Origin of the sequence: Paenibacillus sp. FSL M7-1414 (genome assembly GCF_038003195.1) — a bacterium.
In the GTDB taxonomy this organism is placed as follows: Bacteria; Bacillota; Bacilli; order Paenibacillales; family Paenibacillaceae; genus Paenibacillus; species Paenibacillus amylolyticus.
Map to the genome: position 1 here is coordinate 1225149 of NZ_JBBOOS010000001.1, position 23870 is coordinate 1249018.

Below are 23870 nucleotides of genomic sequence, written 5' to 3' on the forward strand. Positions count from 1 at the left end.
GCATGGAGTAAGTTTGCAGAGACGCTTTAGTTCGACTTATTGAGCTGTCCCTGATGTAACTGATAGTAGAATCCTTGTTGCTTCATCAACTCATCATGGTTGCCCCGTTCAGCGATCTGTCCATCATCAATGACGAGAATCTGATCGGCTTCACGAATCGTGCTCAGTCTGTGGGCGATGACAAAGCTGGTACGGTCTTTCATTAAAGTGCGCATCGCTTCCTGAATGTGCATCTCCGTGCGCGTATCAATGCTACTCGTTGCTTCATCCAGAATAAGAATGGCCGGATCAGCCAGAATTGCCCGGGCAATGGTCAGCAGTTGTCGTTGTCCCTGACTCAGGTTGCTTCCGCCGGAAATGATGGGGGTGTCGTAACCTTGTGACAGTTTGCGGATGAACGAATGTGCATTCGCCAGCTCAGCCGCTTGCCTGATCTGTTCATCGGTTGCGTCGGGCTTGCCGTAGGCGAGATTGTCGCGAATGGTACCCGAGAACAGGTAGGCATCCTGAAGTACAATGCCGAGTTGCCGACGGAGTTGATCCTTCTCCAGTTCCGAGATGTTACATCCATCGATGGTAATCCGTCCGCCTGTAATCTCGTAGAAACGGGGTAACAGGTTGATAATGGTCGTTTTGCCTGCGCCGGTGGGTCCAACAAGTGCAATCATCTCACCAGGTTTTGCAGTAAAACTAACTTTCTTAAGAATATCTCGCTCCGCACTGTACCCGAAGGAGACGTCTTCAAATACCACTTTACCTTGAATCTGATCCAGTTGTTTCTTCTGTTCCTCTACGTATTCGCTAGGTGTATCCATGATGTGGAACACTCGTTCAGCACCTGCGATTGCAGCCTGAATCAGATTGTACTGATTGGCCAGATCGTTGAGCGGCCGCTCAATCTGGCGGGAGTAAGCGAGAAAGCTGACGATCAGTCCGATGGACGTCATTTCATGATAAGCCATCCATCCACCTACAGAAGCTAGTATGGCAAACCCGATATTGTTCATCACGTTCATCGTAGGTCCAACCAAACCCGAAACGGTCTGGGCCTGTGTGCTGGATGTGCGCAGTTTCTTGTTCAAATTCTCAAAATGTTGATGTGCCTGATCCTGACGGTTATAAGCCGCTACGACTTTTTGTCCAGCAATGGTTTCTTGAGCATACCCGTTAAGCTCACCAAGCAATTTCTGCTGGGCGGTGAAGTGTTTGCGTGTTCTTGACGCGATCAGGCGAGTGGCGATGGTAATCAAGGGTACAGTCACCAGACTGAGCAGGGTAAGCCGAACATCGAGTGCAAACATGATCGACAAGGAACCAACGAGCAGGATGGCACTGGACATCAATTGGGTTACGCTTTGGTTCAGCGTTGTAGATACGTTATCGATATCATTGGTCGCCCGGCTCATCAGATCCCCGCTTTGATTTTTATCAAAAAAGCTGACAGGCAGCTCTTGTAGTCGGGAGAACAACGCATGTCGCAGATCCTTAACGGTCAGTTGGGACACACCAATCATGACATAGGATTGAGCCCACATCAGGAGTGAGCCAAGGACATACACACTCAGCAAAAGAAGACATTCCTTCAGCAAACCCGCTGTTACTTTGGGAACGATATGTTCGTTAACGGCACGGCCGAGAAGGTAAGGTCCTGCCAGATTGAGCAGTGTTCCAAGAGCCGTCAGCACTAATGCAGCAATGACTCCTTTGCGATGACGTCCCATGTACGACCATACCCGGATCAGGGCATGGCGAGCATTTTTGGCTCTGACTTTGGGAACAGGTCCTCTGCCTGCTGGTCCGGGTCTTCCGATGGGAGGCACGACCGTTTGTTGTATGGAGGAAGATGCAGGTTTAGCCAAATTGAACATCCTCCTTCCGTTGCTGCGAATAATAGATGGTTTGATAGTGAGTCGAATGAGCCATAAGGTCATCATGTGTGCCCCTGGCAACGATCTGTCCTTCATCAATAACATATATACAGTCTGCATCCTTCACGGAGGAGATCCGCTGTGCAATCAAAAAGGTCGTGCTGTCTTTCATCAAAGATTGCAAAGCCTTCTGAATGCTCGCTTCCGTACGCAGATCCACAGCACTGGTGCTATCATCCAGAATCAGTACTTCCGGTCGCATGAGCAGGGCGCGTGCAATGGAAATCCGCTGTTTCTGCCCACCAGACAGATTGACCCCGCGCTGGCCCAGTTCCGTGTCATACCCGTCTTTCAGTTTCATAATAAAATCATCCGCTGCCGCAGCTTGTGCCGCAGCACGCAATTCAGCATCCGTTGCACCGGGCCGGCCGAAGCAAATGTTATCCCGGATGCTGCCGCTGAACAGAATGGATTCCTGGAGCACAATGGATACACGGCTGCGAAGATCCTGAAGATCCCAGTGGCGAACGTTCACTCCATTCACGAGCACTTCACCCTGCGAAGCATCGTATAGACGGGGAATCAGCTGCACCAGCGAGGTTTTGCCTGAACCTGTTGAACCGATCAGGGCCACTTTCTCACCTGGGCGAGCCTTCAGGTTAATTCCGGTGAGTGCATGGTCTCCGTCATAACAGAAAGATACGTCTCTGAACTCCACTTGACCGCCTGTGTGCGAGGAAAGAGAAGACGTTTGGTTTCGGGACTGATCACGAGTAGACGGGGATGACTGTACATTCCCGGAGTTATCGGTTCCCGATTGAATATCCGGCTGTGTATGTAACACCTCGTTGATCCGTGCAGCAGATACCTTGGCGCGGGAGAAACTCATCATCATCATGCCGATCGACGTGAGGGAAGAGAGTACAACCGTGACATAGTTGATAAAAGCAATCAGATCTCCGGCAGCAATATCGCCTCCCACTACCTGGAAACCTCCGAACCACAGCACCGCTACAATGGTAGCGTTCAGCATCAGGCTGAGCACGGGTGCATTCAGTGTGACGATCCGCCAAGCTTTGACGGCGGTTGTAGTGTAATCTTCGTTGGATTGTTTGAACCGTTTTTTCTCCATACGTGCACGTGCAAATGCCTTGACGACACGAATGCCGGCAAGATTCTCCTGAAGCACGGCGTTGACCTGATCAAGTTTGTTCTGCACACTGGCGAACAGCGGATAGGAAGCTTTTATCAGAATAAATAAAATAATAAACAGCACCGGTACAGTCGCAATAAGAATTAAAGCCAGCTTTACACTGATCGTAAACGCCATGATGATACTACCAATGATCAGCATCGGCGAACGGATAAACATCCGCAGCAGCATCTGTACAAAGGTCTGCATCTGGGTAATGTCACTCGTCAGACGAGTGATCAGAGATCCTTCCTGGAACGTATCCAGATTACGGAAGGAGAAGGTTTGAATATGGTCAAACAACTCCTGGCGCAGATCTGTGCCGTATCCAACGGCAGCTTTGCTTGAATAGAGTGTACAGCCTGCGCCGCCAACCCAGCCGATTAACGCAACAAGTAGCATGATCAGACCTGTAGTCACGATATGGGGCAGATTCCCTGCAAGTACACCATCATCCACGATGCTGGACATCAGCTTGGGCTGGAGCAGGTCCATGGTAACCTCAAGTACCATGAGCAGCGGGGCGACGATTGCCGCCGACTTATACGGGGTCAAGAATCGTTTTAACGTCCACAATAGGGAATCACCTCAATCTTCATAGCATGAGTTATGCAATTTCATAATACCTTTAGCTGCTTCAATCAAGGCTAGGTATAGTTACAAAAATCCGTTTTAGTGAGTTATGCAATTAATTCAAGTATTTTCTTTTAAACGATGTCGCAAGTCTGTATTACCTCAAGCTTCACGCAGGTTTTGAAGCATACGCTGTGCAAGTTCAGACATGATCTCGGATTCTTCCGGTGTAAAATCTTTCTGGGCTTGCTGTTCCAACTCCTGAATCACTTCTCTCAATTCTTGTAGCGCAGAGCGCCCTTGATCCGTCAGGTATACCCGCAAACTGCGCATATCTTTCGGGTCTGCTTCACGTCTCACATAACCGGATGATTCCATGCGCTTGAGCATCACGGTTACCGTTGCGGGACTGCGCTGAAGTTGTTCGGCCAGGTTTTTCTGGGATTGGCCATCTTCCCGTTCAAGCTGGAACAGCAAAGGGGGCTGCCCCGGGTATAACTCGGGGTGGTTCACAAGTTTCTCATGAACCTTGTAGCGTTTCAGTTTCACGAGTTCGGATAGCTGTCCCATTAACCGATCATTTTGGACTGGGTTCATATCATCTACTCCATTTCTACCTTCATTCCATCTTCTCGGTACTGAAAACCAGACTTTTTGAACACTTAAGATTTAGTTAGTCGACTAAATAAATCTTAAGTTCGATTTGACATATCGTCAAGTGAATACAAGTCGTTAATTTTGGATTTAAGGTATTTCCAGGTCGATTGGCTGGAAAGTAAACAAGTAAAATAGATAAGAAAAAAACAAAAACCTCTGCTTTGAGCGGAAGAGAGTATGATAACTAACTCTGTTCCGGTCTCTAAGAGAGGTTTTTTTGTATTGTGACACGTTAAGTGTGGAGTGTAAGGGAAATTATTTTTTGGAGAACATTTCTTTGGCTTCATCCATGGCCATTTTATTACCGATCGATGAGTAATCCAGCCAAGGCTGTGCACCAATCGGGTAGACATGGCCGGCTTTGACTGCTTTCAGGCCTTGCCAGATCGGATTGTTTTGCAGTTCCTTGAACATGGTCTGGGCTTCATCATCCGAATTCACAACTACAAAGATCGCATCTGCATCATAGTCCGGCAATATTTCACGGGAGACGACTTGATACGGTTTAGTCGAATCGATATCTGTGATCCCTTTGGCAGGAGTCAGACCGAGATCCTCATACAAAATGGGACCCATGGGACGGCGTGTACTGAATACACGTAATTCTTTAGCAGTAACACGGATTGCCATCACAGTCCCATCACCAATCGTGTCATGAATCAGAGATTTCACTTCTTCCGTTTCGGTTGCGTAGTCCTGAATGTATTGCTCGGCTTCCTTCTCGCGATTCACAAGTTTGCCAATGTCTTTCAGATGGTCGCGCCATGTACCGTCATCCAGATTGAAGACATGCACCGGAGCAATTTTTTCGAATTTGGCAATATCACCACCGGAAAATTCTTCGTCCAGATAGATCACATCCGGTTTCAGGGCAAGCAAAGCTTCCATATCCGGGTCTTTAACCGGACCAAGTGGCGTTGTATTTTGAAGTTGATCAGCAACATGGGACAGGAAACCTTTGGCTTCGCCACCGATAACGGAACCAACCGGAGTAATGCCGAGAGACAGCAGATCATTGGTCAGATGGATCGACATGGAGGCAATACGTTGCTCTCCCGAACTTGCACTGTTGTCTTGATTCTTGGTTGAAGTATCCGTGGACGAACCACCAGAAGCAGATGATGAATTATTGGTCGTTCCACAGGCTGCAAGCACAAGCACCAGACAGATACTCATGACAAGCATAAGATTTTTCTTTAACATGGGTAATCACATTCTCCTCGAACATCTCTTGGATGTCTTAATTGTTTTTTTGAAAAAAAGATCACTTGCTTCGTACTAACAGGTACAAAAAGTAAGGTGCACCAATCGCGGCAACCACCACGCCTGCCGGAATGGCATTAGGCTGAAAGATCGTTCGCCCGATTGTATCGGCGCTCACCAGAATAACCATACCGATAAGCCCGGCGGCTGGAATCAGATGCCGATGCATCGGACCGACAAGCCTACGCGCCAGATGTGGTGCCGCCAGACCGATAAAGCCGATTCCACCAGCCATGGATACACTAACGGCAGACAAAGCCACGGCACAGAGCAGTAAAATAATACGCTGGGATCGGACAGGTGTCCCGATACTGGTTGCGGCAGCATCTCCAAGATTGAAGGCATCGAGCGTTTTGGATCGACTCCAGATGTACGAGATACATAACACCACCCAAGGAAGCAACGCTTGCACATGAATCCAATCCCGGCCCCAGACGCTTCCTGCCAACCAGCGAGCGGCAAAGGAATAAGTGTCTTCATCCAGACGCAGGGATAGATAGAGTGTTAACGCATGGAACCCGGCTGCTACCGCGATTCCCACCAGAATCAGCTTAATGGGTGATACGCCGTTGTGCCGATCATAAGATAACAGCATGATGATCAAGGCGGCAGCAACACTGCCTGCAAAAGCAAACAACGGGATCAGCAAGGCCACAGAACCATCCATCGTAAAGGAGAGACTAACAAACACCATTAGTCCAAATGCAGCCCCTGCATGTAATCCCAGAATGCCCGGGTCCGCCAATGGATTGCGGGTGATCCCTTGTAAGGCTGCTCCGGCAATACCAAGTCCTGCTCCGGCCAGTACAGTTACCAGGATGCGAGGCAGTCGGTAATCAAACAGTACAATCTGATCATCCGAACTGCCATTACCAAGCAGAGTCTGTAACACAGCCGCTGGGGAGAGACGAATGGTTCCCGTGTTCAGGCTGATCACAATAACGGCAATGGCGATACAGAGCAGCGTGATACTGACAACTATCGAACGTTTACCTCGTGAAGGTGTATTAAAATTCATCGCTACAAGGCCCTCCTTTCTTTACGGGCCAGATAGAGGAAGAACGGTACACCGACAAAAGCGACCATAATGCCTACCGCGAGCTCCTCGGGCGGGTTCACGATGCGTGAGCCCAGATCGGCGAGCACCAGTAATATCGCTCCAAGCAGAGAAGACATCGGAATGATGAGTCGATAATCCACACCCACCAGTTTGCGTGAGATATGAGGGATGACGAGTCCGACAAATCCAATCGAGCCTACTGCCGACACGGACACACCAGCCAGCACAACAACCGCCGCGAGGGCGAGAAACCTCGTCCAGCGCAAGTTGATCCCGAGATTAATCGCCACTTCTTCACCGAGTGACATAAGGGATACACGCCGGGCGAGTGGCATGATCAGCACCAGCGTCACGAGCAGCACGGGAAGAATTAACTTCAGATGCCGCCATTCAATTCCGCCAAAACCACCCGCATACCAGAAGGCCAGATCCTGACTCAGGTCAAAATAAATGGCAACACCTGTGCTGAGCGAGGTTAACATGGCTGCAATAACCGCTCCGGCAACGGTCAGTCTGATGGAATTCAGACCACCAGGTGCTGCCATTCCAAGCAGGAAGATAAGCAGTGTGCCCAGAACAGCTCCCACGAATGATAAAAACATAATCCAGCCGTATGGCAGTCCGGGCCAAAAGGCAAAGCTCAATGCTACGACAAAAGTGGCTCCAGCATTGATGCCCAGAATGCCCGTGTCTGCCAGCGGATTACGCGTAATGCCTTGCATTAAAGCTCCTGCAACGGCAAAAGCAGCGCCGATAATAACCGCGGCAAGGACACGAGGCAGCCGCAGCTCATGAATAATCTGATGTGGTGTCAAAGCTGGGTTGTACTGAAATATGGCAGCCCATACGGTTTCCAGAGTTAGTCCTTTGGCACCTAAAGAGATTGCGACAAACATACTTAGCAGCAGTATGGCTATGGCAGACAAAAACGTCAGCCCAACGGTCACTGCAGATTTTCTTGAATTAGACGGACGATTTGGCAGTCCCGGATGTTGAATACGGGTCACTCCTTTGGTACCAACAACGTATTTCATTGTTATTGATTATCATTATCAATTAGTGATCATTATAGAATCTTAATTCAGGCCCGTACATGGCATAAATTAAGATTCTGGAGATGGACATTTTTTAGATTACAAAAGTGAAGGTTTGTTCGTCAACATAGAGAGCGCTTCATCGAGCTGGATGTTGATGGAATATGGAGCATATACGACCCATGAGTTCCAGTCGATGAGATGTACACGTCCGTTTTTTACCGCAGGATGGCTGTTCCACAGTGGATTCGAAGCCATCTCTTTCAACAGTGTTGCCTTTTCATGCATAGAATTAATCGCCAGTACCAGCACATCTGCCTCAAGTCCGTCCCATTCTCCTGGTGTAAAGGGCAGCCAGTTGAATCCAACGCCGGGAGATTTGCCAGCCAGTTCGGTCTGAATGCGCTGAGGAGCGGCCAATTGCAAGGTTCGATAAAAGACATGTCCAAAGTTCCGATGGCTATACATCCGTGGACCTTTAGGAGTCAACGTGCCAACGGCAACGGTGATGTCCCCGACGAATTCCTTGATTTTTTTGCGTGCACGCTCTGCCTTGCGTTCATGTCGATCCAGCCAATCTGTGGCTGCCTGGGTACGATCCACAATGGATGCAATCTGATGCAGATGACCAAAGACGTCTGTCTGGTTCCAGGCAATCGTAATGATGGGCGCGACATCGCCAATATGCTCCATCGCTTTGGCAGCTGCATTGTCCTTGGTCAGAATCAATTCAGGATTCACATCCAGGAAAGCCTGACGTCCCTGTTCCCAAGGTTCATAGGCGTGGAAGGGCAGCGTCAGCGATTTGGGCATATGAGGAAGATGGCCTTGGATCTGAGCTGCGCATGGCGTGATGCCAAGTGTCATCAGGTGGTCCGTGTATGGATAGGAGAGCGACACGATATTTCGGTGGACCTGCTTCGAATAGGAAGTTGGCGCATAACCGGCATGGTTTCGGAAACGTCGGCTGAAATAAAATTCGTCACGGTAACCCACTTTACGAGCCACATCACGGATACGCAGATCGGAAGTGAGCAGCAATTCCTTGGCCCGGTTCATACGCAGATGAGTGATGTACTCAATCGGATTTTTCTGCATGCGGCTCTTGAATAGCTGCGAGTAATAGGACGGGTGCATGTCAGCCAGTTCAGCCAGCTTTTCCAGCTTGATCTCGTGCATATAGTTTTCGCGCATGTATTGCAGGGTGGACCTGAGCCACTGTTCGGGTTCATCCTGCCCAACCCCTACGTCAGTCTGGTCTTCTTGAGGCCAGAGCATATGTAACAGTTCCGTCAGGAGGAGCTGTGCTTTCAAGCCTGTTTCCAAACCTTCGTTGATTAATTGTGTAAGCTGTGCGGCAATGCGCTGTATACCGTAAAATGGGCCCTGAATCCAGCCTGTAACAGGTGAACTGAGCTCACGTTCGTAGATTCGTCTGGCTTTTGTCTTCTCCGTAGCCCGATACAGATCAAAGTGAATGATATACAGTTCAATATCATGGTCTTCATCTCCGATCAGTTCAATTGCAGTTCCCGGTGTGCACAGACAAGCTGATTTGCGAACCACGTGGGATTCGGTCTCATTCATGATCAGTTGGCCTGTGAATTTGTGCATGTATATGAAGGTATGATGAGCTAGCTCAGTTGTGGACCAGCGCCATTTCCCACGGGTTATTATATGTTCTGCCTGACGAAGTTCAATCAGGGTATCATTCAGGAAGGCATCCAGGCCTGCCCGGGTTGAGGATTCCTTTTCTGCATTGGGACTTGTCTGCTGATGTAACATGTGTGGATTCATGCCGCTGTGGGTGGTACCGGGAATGGTAGTCATGGTGCTATGCGACCTCCTCTCTTTTGAACAGTTAGGTAATGATTGAATCTGGAACTTACCATATTTTCTTGGACCTGAAGGTCTTTCTTGAACGTCTATTGATGCGTTTCGCATGGTGTTATGATTACTGGCTGCCTTGTCCAAAGCGCGTTTGCAGTATAGTCAGATGTTTATGAATAGCACACGGGTATGATCCCGTTATCAGATGTGATCGATAGTTTAACCAGTTTGTCGCTAGTTACAAGTATGTTTAGGGACAAGACTTCTTGGCCCTAGTCTGCTGATAATCTTAGCAAATCTACTAGAGAATTGAAATGTACACAGATATGTTCGAGGCCCTGATGAGCTTGAATTCTATTGAAAGCACATAATCGAAATCGTTTTCTGACGTAAGCGTTTCTTTTTGGTAAAATAAAGGGGATAACATGTTGGCCTGATCTGAATCATGAACCTTTTCAACTCAAATTGCAGTAGGGAGGCTTTAATATGACAGAAGTAGTGGGACGGGACAAAGTACGCTGGGGCATTATGGGCACGGGATGGATTGCATCCCAGTTTGCAAAGGATTTGGAGCATGCCGGGAACGCAGAGAAAGCAGCGGTAGGTTCACGGACAGCGGGAAGTGCGGAGAAGTTTGCAGCTGAATATGGTTTTGCACGCGCTTACGGTTCTTATGAAGAGATGCTGCAAGACCCTGAGGTAGATATTATCTATGTGGCAACACCTCATCCTGTGCATAAGGAGAATGTACTGGCTTGTCTGGAGGCGGGCAAGGCGGTGCTCTGTGAAAAGCCGTTTACGATGAATGCGCGTCAGTTGGAGCAACTGGTGGAGACGGCACGGGAGCGCAACCTTTTCCTGATGGAAGGGATGTGGACACGCTTTTTGCCACCGATCGCTCAAGCCAGAGCATGGATTGCAGAAGGACGAATCGGTGAAGTACGTTTGCTCCAGGCAAACTTTGGATTCCGTGTTGGTTGGGAGCCGGAAGGAAGGTTGCTTAATCCGGATCTGGGTGGGGGAGCTTTGCTGGATGCAGGGGTGTACCCGATCTCCTTTGCTTCGATGATCTTTGGCGAACAGCCCCAGCATGTCTGGAGTACGGCCAATATCGGTGAAACGGGTGTGGACGAGCAGTTTTCCGTGTTGTTGTCCTATTCCGAGGGACGTTCTGCATCACTGAGTGCTGCCATTCGTCTGAACCTCAGCAATGAAGCCGTCATATACGGTACGGAAGGCAAGATTCGTCTACCTTTATTCCTGGCGGGTAAAGAAGCCTATCTGCATGTGAATGGTCAGGACGAACCGGAGAAGTTCACGGATGATCGAACATGTATTGGTTATGCTTTTGAGGCGGAAGAAGCGGGACGTTGTATCCTCGAAGGTCGGACGGAGAGCCACACCATTAAACTGGACGAATCACTGGAAATCATGAAGCTGATGGACACCATTCGGGGCCAGTGGGGTTTGCGTTACAAATCGGAGTAAACAGATAGGAGCTGACATGTGATGGTGAAGATTCTGATATCCGGGTTTGAACCGTTTGGCGGGGATGCGGTGAATCCAACGGGGACGTTAATGGAAGCTCTTGCGAACGAAGTGATCGAGGGTGCTGAGCTAAAAACAGTACTGTTGCCGGTGCACTTTGATGAATGTGCAGACCTGCTGATCGCAGAGATGGAAGCCTATCGGCCAGATGTGGTCATCGCCTGTGGGCTGGCCAAGGGCAGAACGTCCATCACACCGGAGCGGATTGCCGTTAATGTCAAAGACATTCCGCCTGGCTCCTACGCAGATAACCAGGGGCAGCGTCCTGTGGACGAGCCAATTGTAGATGGCAGCCCAGACGGTTTGTTCTCCACGTTGCCCATACGTGCCATGGTGAATGACATGTCCGCAGCAGGTATTCCCGCTGCCGTGTCCAATACAGCAGGTACATATATCTGCAACAACACAATGTACCGGGTGCTGGATCACATTCGAGTAGGGAAACTCCCGATCCGTGCCGGATTTGTACACTTTCCTGCCTCCACAGAGATGGCGGTGTTGCAGCCTTCCGTCCCTTCGCTGCCTATTCCCATGATGCTGGATGCGCTGCGGATCATGATTCGCACGGTTGTGGCTGATTCGTAGGGGATGGTTGCGATCGTTCGGCTGCGGTTGCAAGAGAACGTAGGTGAGGGTTAGATTCGTAGACCGCAGTTGTGAGAGGGAGAGCAGTGGGGTGGATGATGGAGTACAGTAGGGTTCAAGATGAAGTGGAGAGCGTGTAGTTGCATGGTTTTTGTCTGCTTCGATCTTGGGTTGAGCAGAGTGTTAGATATGAGTATAAATATGAAGTTGAATATAAAGTGAAAAAAAGGGCTGTCCCATCGTCATAAGTCTGACGTTAGGGGACAGCTCTTTCTATTTCGTGTGTAGTCCAACATGGTTAGTGAGGTCACTAGTTTGCAGCAAAGAATCTTGATGAAAGTTTTTTGCCTAGTTAAAAATTAGACTCTAAAACCGCAAACCGCAAACCGCAAACCGCAAACCGCAAACCGCAAACCGCAAACCCGAAACCCGGTAAGGCTTATATAACTTTTGCTGGAAAGTAGAGATTCAGCGAAATAGGTACAGGGGGAGTTAAAGGACAGACTCCGATTCGTGCCCTTCTGAATACGACCTTTACTAACCCTAAGTAACTAAGCTCTTAAGAAACAAGACGCAAGGACACCACCATCACCCTGGCTAGCTAAGTGGTTTGTATCCACGAAAACCCCGAATAGACTTCTACGAAGCTTGCTCCTCAGAACGCTTTGGGACGGACTCAACGAATCGAGCACACGCTATTCGCCGAAAATCCGCACATACCAATTTCTGACGAATCGTAGGATCGTTATTGTGTGAAATTAAGCGAGTTGGTCGACGATATGAACGAATTCTAGCCGAATACGGTGTCTGAGATTCTTTAGAATTCTCATACCACGTTATTCGGCTAAATAAGATGTGCTGTGTTCTTTAGATATAGAGCGAAGAGAAACTAACTCAAATTAAATCAAAGTTAGATTCGCAACAGATCAAGATCGAACTCGGGAACGAGTCCTTCTTTCATGGCACGACCAAGCAGTGCAGTGATTGCACCGTAACCATCATCACCCAGGTTGGCGCTGAACTCGTTAACATACAGGCCGATATGCTGTGCAGCTACATCAGGGTCCATTTCTTGCGCATGTTCCATAACGTATGCTCTCGACTCATCCGGGTGCGCCCATGCATATTCAACGGAGGCGCGTGCCCATCCGGCGAGGGCGTGAGCATCCATGTCGCGACGTGCGATGATCGCCCCAAGTGGAATTGGTAGGCCTGTGTCGCTTTCCCACCAGTTCCCGAGATCTGTCATCAGTTTGAGATCGTAGTTCTGGTACGTGAAGCGTGCTTCATGGATGACAAGTCCGGCATCGATCTTGCCGTCACGAACAGCAGGCATGATCTGGTCGAATGGCATAACAACAATCTCGCCTACACCGCCAGGAACATTTTGCGCTGCCCACAGACGGAATAATAGATATGCTGTCGAGCGTTCACTTGGCACAGCAACCCGTCGTCCAGACAGATATGCTGGATCGGTCGTGCCATTTGCGGTCAGAACCAAAGGACCACAGCCTCTGCCAAGTGCGCCTCCAGCTGGAAGCAGAGCATAGTCAGACAGGATGTATGGCAGTGCTGCATAAGATATTTTCATCACTTCAGGTGTGTCGGGTCCATCGGGATTTGCCGCCAGACCATTGGTAATATCAATATCAGCATAACGGACATCCAGCTTAGGTGCTCCCGGGATTAAACCGTGCACCCACGCGTGAAAGATAAATGTATCGTTTGGACAAGGGGAAAATGCAATTTTCATGATGTAATAACCTCCCGTAAAATGGAACTTGCGGCCTGGAGCGCATCGAGGGCGTCCTTGATGCGCCAAGCGTCGCGGTCGCGTGGACCGACCGCGTTGGATATGGCCCGCAGTTCGAGTGCTGGCACGCCGAACTGCTGGGCAGCTGTTGCCACGCCAAAGCCTTCCATGCCTTCGGCGGCGGCATCGGGCACGCGGCGCAATAGCTCCGCGGCCGTCTCCGCTGTTCCGGTCGCCGTAGACACGGTGACCGCAGTGCCTTCGCTGACAGCGAGCCCAGCCTGCTGCAGCTCATGGCGCAGGCGAGCGGCAAGCTCTGCGTCCGCCGCCACAATGGACGAGCCGAATCCAAGCTCGTCCACACTAAGGAAGCCGTCTGGCGTCTGCGAGCCCAGATCGGCAGCAACCATGGCGTCGGCTACCACGAGGGAGCCGACGTCTGCCCGGCCGGGGAACCCGCCGCCGATGCCGGCACTGATCACCAGCATGTAGGCTGGTGAACTACCGGTCCCGGCAAGGGGCCCCGGCCTTGAAGATGTGGCAGATGCCTGTGCCATATCGGATGGGCTTGGCGCAGTGGAACCCTGCGCCAACGCCCTAGTGCTTGCAGCCGCTACGGCATATGCCAATGTAGCGGCTGTTCCTGCTGCGGCCGAGGCTGGGCCAACGCCCGCAGCGATGACGTCAAATCGTTCCGCGGCCGTATCTCCCAAACCACGGAGGACCGCATCTTTCTCCGCATCAACCGCGGTTACAATTAACACACGTTGTGATGAATTTGCTTTTACCGGACTTATATCTGAAGTGTTTATTTCCCCAGTTGAATCCCCGTGGTGTCCACTATTTTCGAATGATGCGTTTGGTTTATTATTCTGATCTTTATCCTGTCTATGTTCATTCATCTCGGATTCTCCTTATGAGGTATTAGAAGTGTAACATATGCCTCCATAGTATCTTTCTTACAGCAAGCTTCTAGTTACACTTCTTAGGGTTACTACTTACTTCTATATTTTCGTGTAAATGTATAGTTCAGCTTATATAAATGGAATTCGGGCATATATTTGTCCACTACAAAAGGACATTTATCTTAATTTTGTCTTTCAAAGAGTGGACACTTTTTTTAAGAAGATACTATATCCATCCAGAAATATGAAACACTACATATAGATGTTTTCAGATATAAAATTAAAAATGATCTATATGTAGAATATCAATTCCGAAGTGCTTTCTCATCTCCGTGTCCACCCTTTGAAAGACATATCTACAATATGTATGCTCAGTGCGGACAGCACGAGTTGGCCCTCCAAACGAACAGATAAACGATTGAAAAGGCTGGAGTCTGCCCGACCCATTCAACGCGAATGATATATAGACCTTCGGATATTTAGACCAACAAGCCAAATGAATAACGGTCCCAGTCTACACACGATCACTGAATAGTAGCTCAATTTGTGCAAAACCGAATTTAAAGCAAGAACATAGTCTCGCTAACTCTGATTTAGCTGCCTACTGTACGGCCTACCGTTTGTGCAGACAAATAGGTCTATAACACAACACAACACGACACAACAAATCTAACGCATAACAGAACGAACAACCAACCAACCAACCAACCAACCAACCAACCAACCAACCAACCAACCAACCAACCTATCAGGTTAAACATGCAAAAAAATAATCAATATGCAGTGATTGTCGAACACTTCATCTCCATCATAACGGAAGGGGAAAGACCTGAACAACCTTTGCATGTAATTCTGTCAAAAGCGGTCAAGCAAAGGTTGCGGGTAGCCGTCTCACTTCGAGTAGCCACATCTAGCCACATCGCTTCAGATAGCCGTTTTGCCTCACCCCATGTGAACGCCACCCTGATCAAGCCCCGTCGTAAGCCAGAATGAACCTGCTTCCCCCAATTATATATGTCATTTAAACCATATAACCTATCTTTATTAACGTACTCCCAATAAAACAAGAAGTCAAAGTCAACGGTTGACAATTCGTTTTAACTGTATTAATAATAGTAGTACAGTTAATACACCTAAGAGTTGAATACGTACAGCTGTACAGCTTAGGTAACGCCTTTTTACACCCAGATAACTACACATACACCTCAGATACAGTCATTTAAAACCCATAGGTTATTTCACACATTTACAGAAAGGAGGTGCGGGATGTTCGAATTAGATGTACGCAGCCGTAAGGCGATCTACGAGCAACTAGTGGACAAAGTCAAAGAAATGATCGTATACGGTATTCTAAAGCCCGACGAGCAGCTTCCTTCCGTTCGTGCGTTATCCACGCAGCTGACTGTGAATCCAAATACGATTCAGAAAGCGTATCGTGAGCTTGAACGTGAAGGTTACATTTATTCTTTGCAGGGAAAAGGGAGCTTCGTATCATCGTCAGTGGAACATCCGAATGAAGCCATGAGAGATGAGATCAGAGAGTCTCTGGTTAAGTTGATTGCAGAAGCTTCGTATTCCGGTTTGACCAAAGCGGATATGACGCTTTTGTTTGAGGAAGCGATGGCCCGTATAGAGAAGGAGGAGCCTCATGATTGAGCTGAATCAAGTCGTCAAAGCATTTGAACAGGAAAAGGCTGTGGATGGCGTAACGATGCACATACATAAGGGGTCGATCTATGGTTTGCTCGGTTCCAACGGGGCAGGCAAGACATCGCTGCTCAAAATGATGGCTGGCATTTACCGTCAGGACAGCGGGACTGTTCGTATCGAAGATACTGAAATTTATGAAAATATGGATCTCAAAGGCCGCACAATTTTTATGGCCGATTCGCCATACTTTTTCCCGCAATCTTCAATTACTCAAATGGCTGCATTTTATCGTTCTGTCTACCCGCGCTGGAATGAGGAGCGGTTCAAGCAACTGGCCACCGTATTCAAACTGGATGTAAAACGTAAGCTGCATCGTATGTCCAAAGGCATGCGCCGTCAGGCAGCCGTATGGCTGGGACTTAGCTGTATGCCTGAAGTGCTGCTGATGGATGAGCCGATTGACGGCCTCGACCCGGTCATGCGCCAGCAGATCAAAAACTTGCTGTTCCAGGAAGCGGCTGAGCGTCAAGTAACCATTGTCATCTCATCGCACAACTTGCGTGAGATTGAAGATCTGTGTGACCATGTGGCGATTATGCACAAAGGCCGAATTATTGTAGAGAAAGATCTCGATGATCTGAAGGCGGATACGCATAAAATCCAGGTCGCTTTCCGCCACCCGGACCATGCCAAAGCCATGGATGAGCAGATTGATATTTTGCATGAAGAGAAACGGGGAAGTGTATCCCTGTACATTGTCAAAGGCAACCGACAACAGGTAACGGATCAATTCCGTGTACATGATCCATATCTGCTGGATGTACTGCCTTTGACGCTCGAAGAAATCTTTATCTATGAAATGGAGGACGCAGGATATGATATTCAACCGATTGTTCTGTAACCGGGGCATCCTGATCCAAAATTTCAGACAGCATGGATGGATAGGCATTTTATATCTCATCACATTGTTGTTCTCACTTCCGTTATATATCGCTACCGAGTACAGGGATGTGCCACAGCAGATTATAAGTTTGTTTCAGGCCAATGGTGAAGTGCAGATTCTGTTCGCTATCACACTGCCCGTAGCAGCTGGTATTTTTCTTTTTCGGTATATTCAGTCTGGTGCACCTTCGGATCTGTTCCATAGTTTGCCGTTACGTCGTAAACATCTATTAACGGTGAATCTGTTGACCGGATATGCCATGATCCTGATTCCAATCTGGATTACAACTGCGATTACCGGCTGGGTATGGGCGGTACTGGATCAACCTGCGTTTCTGTTTGATGGCAGTACAATCTGGATGTGGGGCTTGAGCATGAGTATCTACTCGCTGTTTATGTTCATGCTAACTGTGGCGGTGGGCATGTGTATTGGTCAATCTGTATTGCAGGGACTCACCGTGTACGCACTCGTCTTGTTACCTGTTGTCGTATGGTTCATTATGTCACTTCATCTCCAGCATTATTTGCTCGGTTATGCTTTTGAAGAAGTGGGCTTTAATGCGGAGAAACTCTCACTTGTCCTGCGTGTGGGTTCGATCAGTAACCTCCCTGTAATCCGTCAGGAGTTAATTATCTATGCTATATTTGCAATCCTGTTTATTCCTCTAACCTATGTACTTTATGCGAAGAGACAGGTTGAATCTGCTACTCAAGCAGTTACGTTTAAGCTTATAAAACCTATATTCCGCTTTGGATTGATGTTTACATTGGTTCTGATTGGCGGAGGTTACTTTACAATGATTGCTCCAAGAGGATCAGCTGGATGGGGAATCTTCGGATATATCCTCGGAGGAATTGTAGGTTATATCGTTGCGGAGATGATTATTCGCAAAACATGGCTGATCTGGAGCAGCAGGCTGCTACCCAAGCTGATTCTATATGGTATCATCGCTGGTCTGATACTGTACGTACCTATTGCCGACTGGAATGGATACGCCGCTCGAGTGCCTGAAATGAGCAAGGTGAACAGCATCAAACTTGGTGGGGAGAGTTATACCTACAGTAACGGTGTCACTCAGAAAAAGGACGATGCTCACCTCTATTCTAATGATCCGGAATACATGGGGGCAGTTATCGCTCTTCATCAAAAAATTGTGGATTCCGATCTTCCTTTACTGGATGATCCGATTAATACAGGTATGCGTAATGATGAGTCTATATTAATTAACTACAAGCTGGATAACGGCAAAGTGATGAAACGTAAATACTACATTCCAGAAGCCGAATTCCATCAGGAATTAAAGGCTCTGAAACAGTCCCAGGATTACAAAAGAGTCGCCTTTGAAACGTATAAGCTGGATGAAGATGCGTTAAGTTTCGGCATCCGTTCTGCCATAAGTTCATACCGGAAGGTTTATATTAGCAATCCGGAGCAAGTCCGTGAGTTCAAAGCATTGTTGAAACAGGACATTTTTGATCAGACCTATGAAGAACAGCGCTCCCCGTGGCAGTCGTTTGCTTACGCGGAGATGAATCAGGACTCTACTTCGAAAGATCCATTTCAACCGAGGGAGATGTGGAATTTTGAGATCAAACCTAGCTATGATCGGGTATTGGCTTGGCTGAAGGAGAACAAGTTATACGACCAGTTACTTGTCCAGGCAGATGAGATTGTCTCCGCTCAGTTTGCGAAGCAGGAGATTAACAGTCCGGGTTCGCTTCAGTGGACTGCTCCGCAGCCAGAATATATCGATGGGAGTCTAAGTGCTAACAAACAGATAGCGACTAAAAACAAAGAAATTATTAGTGATTTGCTCAAACGTCAACGGTCTAGTTATCTAACAGAGAAAGATACCATTTATCAGATCAAGTTGAATGTAATTCGTGGCGAGAACATCTATATGATGCTGAAAGAAGAGGATCTGACCGAGGAAATGAAAGCTATTTTGGTCAATCAATAAGCTGAGTTGTATCAGTTGTTAACTATAAGCGGGAAGGGTTCTCCCGTTGATCGAAAGTTTTATTCAACCAGTGAAACCAGATTTACTTGACCAGACACAGTGAATGGAATATATTAGAAAAAGGAAAGGTTCGAGCGACTCGTTCAATCGAATCTCATATGGAACGGCTTATGAGGGAAGCACCCGTAAGAGCAGGCAAATGCCTGACTTGCGGGTGCTTTTTTGTCGTTCGCCGATTTCGTTGGCTATTCTGCTAAATATTTTAGAAGAAAGGGTGTAGAGACGCATGCAAACAGAAGCATGGAAGGAAACGATAAATGAACAGGAGGCCATGGCATGTTGTTCCCTATTGGAACGATCAAGCTCTCATAACTTCATAGAACATCACGGTTTAGTAGAAGAGAAGAAGGGGCGACAGCATATCGAAGATATATCTACAGAAGAAATAGCTTTAATGGAGACGAGTGACATTCTATTCCCTTCTCCAATAGCAGGTATATATAGTCACATGATGGAACAAAGTAACGTCCGGCGTCGTCAATTGCCATCATTCGCTCATCTTATTTTTGGATCACGCCTGCTTATAGGGCTTGTAATTCTTTTCAGCGCAGGCACGATCTATTTTGCTTCTTCAGTGGAGGCTGCGGGCATAGATCTTGGCGTAACCGCGCAAAAAGCATGGGATTCTGTTTTGAACAAAGCTGATGCACAAACCAAGTTAACGTTGAAGCAAGCGTACGAGAAAGTGGGGAACTGGAAGGCTCAAGAGCAGGTTTGGGAACAAAAAATAAAGACACTTCATGCCGCCAATACCGCGGAATTGGAGCGATTACGTGTAGAAATAAGACAAACCGATGATGGGAAGGTCGCAGCTCTAGCTGAAAAGGTAAAGCAAACACAGGCCCGATATGAACCGCTATTCGCCCTCTATAGTTCAGTCAATCGACAGTTGGATGCAGCCAAAGCCATCAAAAATAAGGAATGGAGTGCAACGATCCGCACACAGGCAGAGACGTTGAGACCCGTTGTGAAGCTTGCCAGAGAAGACATCCGGATCAAGAAAAAGGAACTTGCTGAAGCACGTAAACGGAAGAGCGCTGAAATAAAACGTTTACGAGCTATGCTAGCAGGGGCCGACTCCGCGAAGAAACAGATTCAAACGGCTAAAAAACAGGCAAGTCTGGCAAAAGAACGATATTCCAACGCCCTACAACAGTTCAAACAGAGTACAAAGCAAAGCCAAACGTCACGTGTACTCAGTTCATTAAACGCCTTAGCTTCTGCAGCAGAGAAGTGGGCAGGCTCGAAACAAAATATCTACACACTGGAGCAAAAAGTGTCCACTACATATGTGAAAGTCAGACAGGAAACCGCCAAGAGACCCAAATAAGAGGAAACCCGGTCCTCTGTGCAACGTACACAACTTTAGATGTAAAGACGCTTCGATGATGATGGAACGAGGTGGAGCTATTGCAGTCCAAGTTGGAAACGAAACGTACGGGGGCCAAAGGTTCTAAACGTAAACGTTACTGGATACCCAGCGTTGTACTAATTTTGATTATAGGTTTTATTGGGATTGGTACACAATGGACACCCAAAATAACGGTATTTTTATTAAAATCATTAATTGAAACTACTAATACAGACACAAATAGCAAGGACACTATGCTCTCGGATGGGATAACTCGTGTTGCGGATGTACCCTATGCAGACGAAGGGCGTAATGACAGTACGCTGGATATCTATTATCCTTCCGTAACATCGGAACCTTTGCCTGTTGTGTTGTGGGTTCATGGTGGTGGATGGGTCTTGGGTGACAAAAAGGATATCGCAGATTATGCCGTACAATTAGCCAAACAGGGTTACGTTGTGGTCAGTATGAATTATGCGCTCGCACCGGATACGAAATATCCCATTCCCGTGATCCAGACGAATCAGGCTTTGACTTACGTGAAGAACCATGTCAGTGAGTATCACGGTGACCCGGAAAACATATTTCTCGCAGGCAATTCGGCAGGTGCCCAGATTGCAAGTCAGACTGCGGCAGTGGTGACCAATCCATCTCTCGCCAAGCTGATGAATATAACGCCTGCCGCCCAGCCGGAAGAGTTGCGTGGGGTTCTTCTATTCTGTGGTCCATACAATCTAAGCACGGTAGCCAATACAGGCTTTCCACTCATACGGACATTTCTCTGGTCATATACGGGAGTCAAAACATTTGAAGACTATCCACGTCTGCATGAAATGTCGACCGTGCTTCAGGCCACAACAGAGTATCCACCTGCATTTATTACCTCAGGCAATGATGACCCGTTGACCAGTCAATCGATTGAGCTGGCACAAGTATTGAAGCGCCTTGATGTTGAGGTGGAAACCTTGTTTTTTTCAAACTCATCAGAGAAGCTGGGACATGATTATCAATTTAATCTGGAGAGTGACGCTGGACAACAGGCGATACATTCGGCAGTACGATTCATGCAACAGTATAGTCGATGAGCAGACAAGTCTGTGGTACACTCGAAGCAAATGAGGGCGCAGGAGGAGAAGTATGGCAGATAAAGAAGATTTGACCCGGTTCGGGGTGGCGTTTCCTACACCTCTAATTGAGCAGTTTGACCAGTATATTGAGGAACAGGGATACAAAAACCGATCTGAGGCTTTCCGTGATCTTGTTCGTAAAACATTACTTCAACCTTCTGCATTACAATCCGACCAGGATGTGGCAGGCACCATTGTGATGGTCTACGATCACCATATCAGTGATCTTCCCATTCGTTTGATGGAGCTCCAGCACGAGGCGCATCATGACATCATTTCCAATATGCACGTGCACCTGAACCATGACCAGTGCCTGGAGGTTATTGCCGTACGGGGTAACCTGGGACGATTGCGTCATTTGCATCAACAGATCCAGGTACAAAAAGGGGTATTGTATGCGGAGCTGTCTGTGACTTATGTGGATGAACTTAATAAACTGGCTCATGCTCAGAGTAGCGGTCAGGATGGCAATCTGAATCAAAGTCTGGATTACAATCAAAGTGCAGGTCAGCATGGTCACAGCCATCATTATCATCGCTCTACGGAGTAAGACAAATACGAGTTTGATTAAAAATAAAGCGAACTTAAAAAAACAGACCATTGGTTAGAAGCCGAATGCGTCTGTTTTTTTGTTGTTTGTTATAATACCTGACTTTATAGAGCGCTACAAATGCTCGATTATATAACTTTTTAATTATTAATTCTAAAATATGAAAAAATATGGATTATGAAGTCAACTTTATTGACATGATTTTTAGTTTTTGTGCTACAATTTCTCTAATAAGTAACACGAAACAAGTGAGTGCAGCACATATTTAGAGGGGGAACGACCAGAATGGGCAGATTTTCATGGAGATGGGGAAAACGAAAAGGTAGAACAGGATTAGGCATTTTGCTTGTATGTTCCATTGGTTTATCTGGTTGTGCACAGAGCACAGCGCCAACAGCTTCATCAGCAGAGAATGGACAGTCAGTTCCAACGTCAACCAAAGACGAATTGGTGCTGGCGGTTGGCACCGAGCCGGAAGGTGGGTTTGATCCAACAACCGGATGGGGGCAATATGGGTCACCACTTTTCCAGAGTACCTTGCTGAAGCGGGATGCCAAGTTACAACTGGTTAACGATCTGGCTACGGCATACTCAGTTAGTGAAGATGGGCTGACCTGGACGGTTACACTCCGGAACGATGTAAAATTCTCTGATGGGGAACCCCTGACGGCTGAGGATGTAAAATTTACGTTTGAAACAGCTGCCAAGAGTGGGTCTGTGATTGATTTGACGAATATGGCTGATGTGAAGGCACCTGATGATAGCACGGTCGTATTTACACTGAAGTCGCCGCAGTCTACATTCATCAGTCTGCTGACGACACTTGGCATTGTGCCTGAACACGCCTATGGGGCTGATTATGCAGAACATCCTGTCGGTTCGGGACCGTACAAGCTGGTTCAGTGGGACAAAGGACAACAGGCCATCGTGGAAGCGAATGAAGAATATTATGGTAACAAATCTGCATTCCACAAACTCACCTTCCTCTATCTGGATGAAGATGCAGCCTACGCCGCTGCGCAGGCAGGTACGGTGGATATCGCTGCTATCCCGGCAGCGTTTAGCAAACAACAGGTGAATGGCATGACATTAGAGGCCGTGAAAACCGTAGATAACCGGGGCATCATGTTCCCCATGCAACCTGCTGGTGCCAAGTCGGGCGATGGTCTTCCCGCAGGGAATGATGTGACATCTGATCTGGCGATTCGCCAAGCGGTGAATGTTGTGATTGATCGTAAGGCTTTGGTTGAGGGTGTACTGGAAGGGTACGGTCGTCCAGCGTATTCCGTCAGTGATGATCTGCCTTGGAGCAATGCAGAAGCTGTATTTACAGATGCCAATCTAGAAGAAGCGAAGCGCATTCTAGCGTCTGGTGGCTGGGTGGATGCGGATGGTGATGGTATCGTCGAGAAAAACGGCGTTAAGGCTGAGTTCAGTCTGCTTTATTTTGCAGGTGATTTAACAAGACAATCTCTGGCACTGGCTGCTGCGGATATGGTAGCCCAGGCGGGAATCAAAATCAATGTTGAAGGCAAAAGCCGTGAAGAGACAAAAAAGATGGCTTACTCCAACGCTGTATTATTTGGTTGGGGCAGTCATGACCCTTTGGAAACCTATAACCTCTATAGCAGTACTCACAAAGGAGAAGGGTATTACAATGTGGGGCTGTATAGTAATCCTGTCGTGGATTCTTGGATGGACAAAGCCCTTAAGGCAACAAGTGAAGAAGAGGCATTGCCGTTCTGGCAGAAAGCGGAATGGGATGGAACAACAGGTTTCAGTTATCAGGGTGATGCGCCATGGGCATGGCTCGTAAATATAGATCATCTGTATCTGGTTACGAATGGACTGAACATTGGTGAGCAGCAGATCCATCCTCATGGTCACGGCTGGCCGGTGACAACCAATCTGGAGGAATGGTCCTGGGATAACAGTACAAAGTAGGAAACGTACCGGTAGCT

Annotated in this window: 18 protein-coding genes; 9 read left to right on the plus strand and 9 right to left on the minus strand. The window is 47.8% G+C overall.

Features of this window, described 5'->3' with window-relative positions:
* Positions 1 to 26 precede the first annotated feature (26 nt).
* From MHH92_RS05480 to MHH92_RS05510, 7 genes are all read right to left on the minus strand, one after another.
* Positions 27 to 1859: an ABC transporter ATP-binding protein gene (locus MHH92_RS05480; RefSeq protein ID WP_340902491.1), complete on the minus strand. Its 1833-nt coding sequence runs from the start codon at positions 1857 to 1859 to the stop codon at positions 27 to 29.
* Entirely contained in the window at positions 1852 to 3636 is a 1785-nt protein-coding gene (locus MHH92_RS05485; protein WP_340902493.1) for an ABC transporter ATP-binding protein, read from the minus strand. The genes MHH92_RS05480 and MHH92_RS05485 overlap by 8 nt, the downstream gene beginning before the upstream one ends.
* 159 nt (positions 3637 to 3795) lie before the next feature.
* Positions 3796 to 4230 carry a MarR family winged helix-turn-helix transcriptional regulator gene (locus MHH92_RS05490; RefSeq protein ID WP_076253351.1) on the minus strand — a complete coding sequence of 145 codons (435 nt, stop codon included), beginning with the start codon at positions 4228 to 4230 and terminating at the stop codon, positions 3796 to 3798.
* A 315-nt stretch (positions 4231 to 4545) separates the two neighbouring features.
* Complete coding sequence (locus MHH92_RS05495) at positions 4546 to 5493, minus strand: iron-hydroxamate ABC transporter substrate-binding protein (protein ID WP_253506027.1); 948 nt, start codon at positions 5491 to 5493, stop codon at positions 4546 to 4548.
* A gap of 61 nt (positions 5494 to 5554) precedes the next feature.
* Entirely contained in the window at positions 5555 to 6571 is a 1017-nt protein-coding gene (locus MHH92_RS05500; RefSeq protein ID WP_340902496.1) for a FecCD family ABC transporter permease, read from the minus strand.
* A 2-nt stretch (positions 6572 to 6573) separates the two neighbouring features.
* A complete protein-coding gene (locus MHH92_RS05505; protein ID WP_340902497.1) occupies positions 6574 to 7647 on the minus strand; it encodes a FecCD family ABC transporter permease in 1074 nt (357 codons plus the stop codon).
* 99 nt (positions 7648 to 7746) lie between these two features.
* Complete coding sequence (locus tag MHH92_RS05510; protein WP_340902499.1) at positions 7747 to 9477, minus strand: AraC family transcriptional regulator; 1731 nt, start codon at positions 9475 to 9477, stop codon at positions 7747 to 7749.
* Between the two features lie 486 nt (positions 9478 to 9963).
* On the opposite strand from MHH92_RS05510, the gene MHH92_RS05515 reads away from it, so the two are divergent.
* Positions 9964 to 10965 (plus strand): Gfo/Idh/MocA family protein, encoded by a 1002-nt coding sequence (locus tag MHH92_RS05515; RefSeq protein WP_340902502.1) that lies wholly within the window; start codon positions 9964 to 9966, stop codon positions 10963 to 10965.
* A 21-nt stretch (positions 10966 to 10986) separates the two neighbouring features.
* A complete protein-coding gene (locus tag MHH92_RS05520) occupies positions 10987 to 11610 on the plus strand; it encodes a pyroglutamyl-peptidase I (RefSeq protein WP_340902503.1) in 624 nt (207 codons plus the stop codon).
* Positions 11611 to 12520: 910 nt separating this feature from the next.
* Here the strand turns inward: MHH92_RS05520 and MHH92_RS05525 are convergent.
* Together MHH92_RS05525 and MHH92_RS05530 are read right to left on the minus strand one after the other, a co-directional pair.
* The gene (locus tag MHH92_RS05525; protein ID WP_340902505.1) at positions 12521 to 13363 is read right to left on the minus strand and encodes a 1,4-dihydroxy-6-naphthoate synthase; all 843 of its coding nucleotides are present in this window, start codon (positions 13361 to 13363) and stop codon (positions 12521 to 12523) included.
* Positions 13360 to 14265 (minus strand): futalosine hydrolase, encoded by a 906-nt coding sequence (locus tag MHH92_RS05530; protein WP_445744662.1) that lies wholly within the window; start codon positions 14263 to 14265, stop codon positions 13360 to 13362. The genes MHH92_RS05525 and MHH92_RS05530 overlap by 4 nt, the downstream gene beginning before the upstream one ends.
* Before the next feature lie 1269 nt (positions 14266 to 15534).
* Here MHH92_RS05530 and MHH92_RS05535 point away from each other — a divergent pair.
* The 7 genes from MHH92_RS05535 to MHH92_RS05565 all read left to right on the plus strand — a co-directional run bounded on the left by MHH92_RS05535 (position 15535) and on the right by MHH92_RS05565 (position 23853).
* Entirely contained in the window at positions 15535 to 15924 is a 390-nt protein-coding gene (locus MHH92_RS05535) for a GntR family transcriptional regulator (protein WP_036606399.1), read from the plus strand.
* Positions 15917 to 16819 (plus strand): ABC transporter ATP-binding protein, encoded by a 903-nt coding sequence (locus MHH92_RS05540; protein WP_340400749.1) that lies wholly within the window; start codon positions 15917 to 15919, stop codon positions 16817 to 16819. The genes MHH92_RS05535 and MHH92_RS05540 overlap by 8 nt, the downstream gene beginning before the upstream one ends.
* Complete coding sequence (locus MHH92_RS05545; protein ID WP_340902512.1) at positions 16794 to 18821, plus strand: hypothetical protein; 2028 nt, start codon at positions 16794 to 16796, stop codon at positions 18819 to 18821. Before MHH92_RS05540 ends, MHH92_RS05545 begins: the two co-directional genes overlap by 26 nt.
* Positions 18822 to 19107: 286 nt before the next feature.
* Positions 19108 to 20211 carry a hypothetical protein gene (locus tag MHH92_RS05550; RefSeq protein WP_340902514.1) on the plus strand — a complete coding sequence of 368 codons (1104 nt, stop codon included), beginning with the start codon at positions 19108 to 19110 and terminating at the stop codon, positions 20209 to 20211.
* A gap of 80 nt (positions 20212 to 20291) precedes the next feature.
* Positions 20292 to 21317 (plus strand): alpha/beta hydrolase, encoded by a 1026-nt coding sequence (locus MHH92_RS05555; RefSeq protein ID WP_340902515.1) that lies wholly within the window; start codon positions 20292 to 20294, stop codon positions 21315 to 21317.
* Positions 21318 to 21369: 52 nt separating this feature from the next.
* Positions 21370 to 21909 carry a nickel-responsive transcriptional regulator NikR gene (gene nikR, locus MHH92_RS05560; protein ID WP_340902517.1) on the plus strand — a complete coding sequence of 180 codons (540 nt, stop codon included), beginning with the start codon at positions 21370 to 21372 and terminating at the stop codon, positions 21907 to 21909.
* 285 nt (positions 21910 to 22194) lie between these two features.
* A complete protein-coding gene (locus MHH92_RS05565) occupies positions 22195 to 23853 on the plus strand; it encodes an ABC transporter substrate-binding protein (protein WP_340902519.1) in 1659 nt (552 codons plus the stop codon).
* Positions 23854 to 23870 lie beyond the last annotated feature (17 nt).

What these genes read in the sequence shown, in the direction of transcription:
- MHH92_RS05490 (WP_076253351.1), bottom strand. Translation starts at nt 4,230, where the DNA reads ATGAACCCAGTCCAAAATGATCGGTTAATGGGACAGCTATCCGAACTC.
- MHH92_RS05495 (WP_253506027.1), bottom strand. Translation starts at nt 5,493, where the DNA reads ATGTTAAAGAAAAATCTTATGCTTGTCATGAGTATCTGTCTGGTGCTT.
- MHH92_RS05500 (WP_340902496.1), bottom strand. Translation starts at nt 6,571, where the DNA reads ATGAATTTTAATACACCTTCACGAGGTAAACGTTCGATAGTTGTCAGT.
- MHH92_RS05505 (WP_340902497.1), bottom strand. Translation starts at nt 7,647, where the DNA reads ATGAAATACGTTGTTGGTACCAAAGGAGTGACCCGTATTCAACATCCG.
- MHH92_RS05510 (WP_340902499.1), bottom strand. Translation starts at nt 9,477, where the DNA reads ATGACTACCATTCCCGGTACCACCCACAGCGGCATGAATCCACACATG.
- MHH92_RS05515 (WP_340902502.1), top strand. Translation starts at nt 9,964, where the DNA reads ATGACAGAAGTAGTGGGACGGGACAAAGTACGCTGGGGCATTATGGGC.
- MHH92_RS05520 (WP_340902503.1), top strand. Translation starts at nt 10,987, where the DNA reads ATGGTGAAGATTCTGATATCCGGGTTTGAACCGTTTGGCGGGGATGCG.
- MHH92_RS05525 (WP_340902505.1), bottom strand. Translation starts at nt 13,363, where the DNA reads ATGAAAATTGCATTTTCCCCTTGTCCAAACGATACATTTATCTTTCAC.
- MHH92_RS05530 (WP_445744662.1), bottom strand. Translation starts at nt 14,265, where the DNA reads ATGAATGAACATAGACAGGATAAAGATCAGAATAATAAACCAAACGCA.
- MHH92_RS05535 (WP_036606399.1), top strand. Translation starts at nt 15,535, where the DNA reads ATGTTCGAATTAGATGTACGCAGCCGTAAGGCGATCTACGAGCAACTA.
- MHH92_RS05540 (WP_340400749.1), top strand. Translation starts at nt 15,917, where the DNA reads ATGATTGAGCTGAATCAAGTCGTCAAAGCATTTGAACAGGAAAAGGCT.
- MHH92_RS05545 (WP_340902512.1), top strand. Translation starts at nt 16,794, where the DNA reads ATGATATTCAACCGATTGTTCTGTAACCGGGGCATCCTGATCCAAAAT.
- MHH92_RS05550 (WP_340902514.1), top strand. Translation starts at nt 19,108, where the DNA reads ATGCAAACAGAAGCATGGAAGGAAACGATAAATGAACAGGAGGCCATG.
- nikR (WP_340902517.1), top strand. Translation starts at nt 21,370, where the DNA reads ATGGCAGATAAAGAAGATTTGACCCGGTTCGGGGTGGCGTTTCCTACA.
- MHH92_RS05565 (WP_340902519.1), top strand. Translation starts at nt 22,195, where the DNA reads ATGGGCAGATTTTCATGGAGATGGGGAAAACGAAAAGGTAGAACAGGA.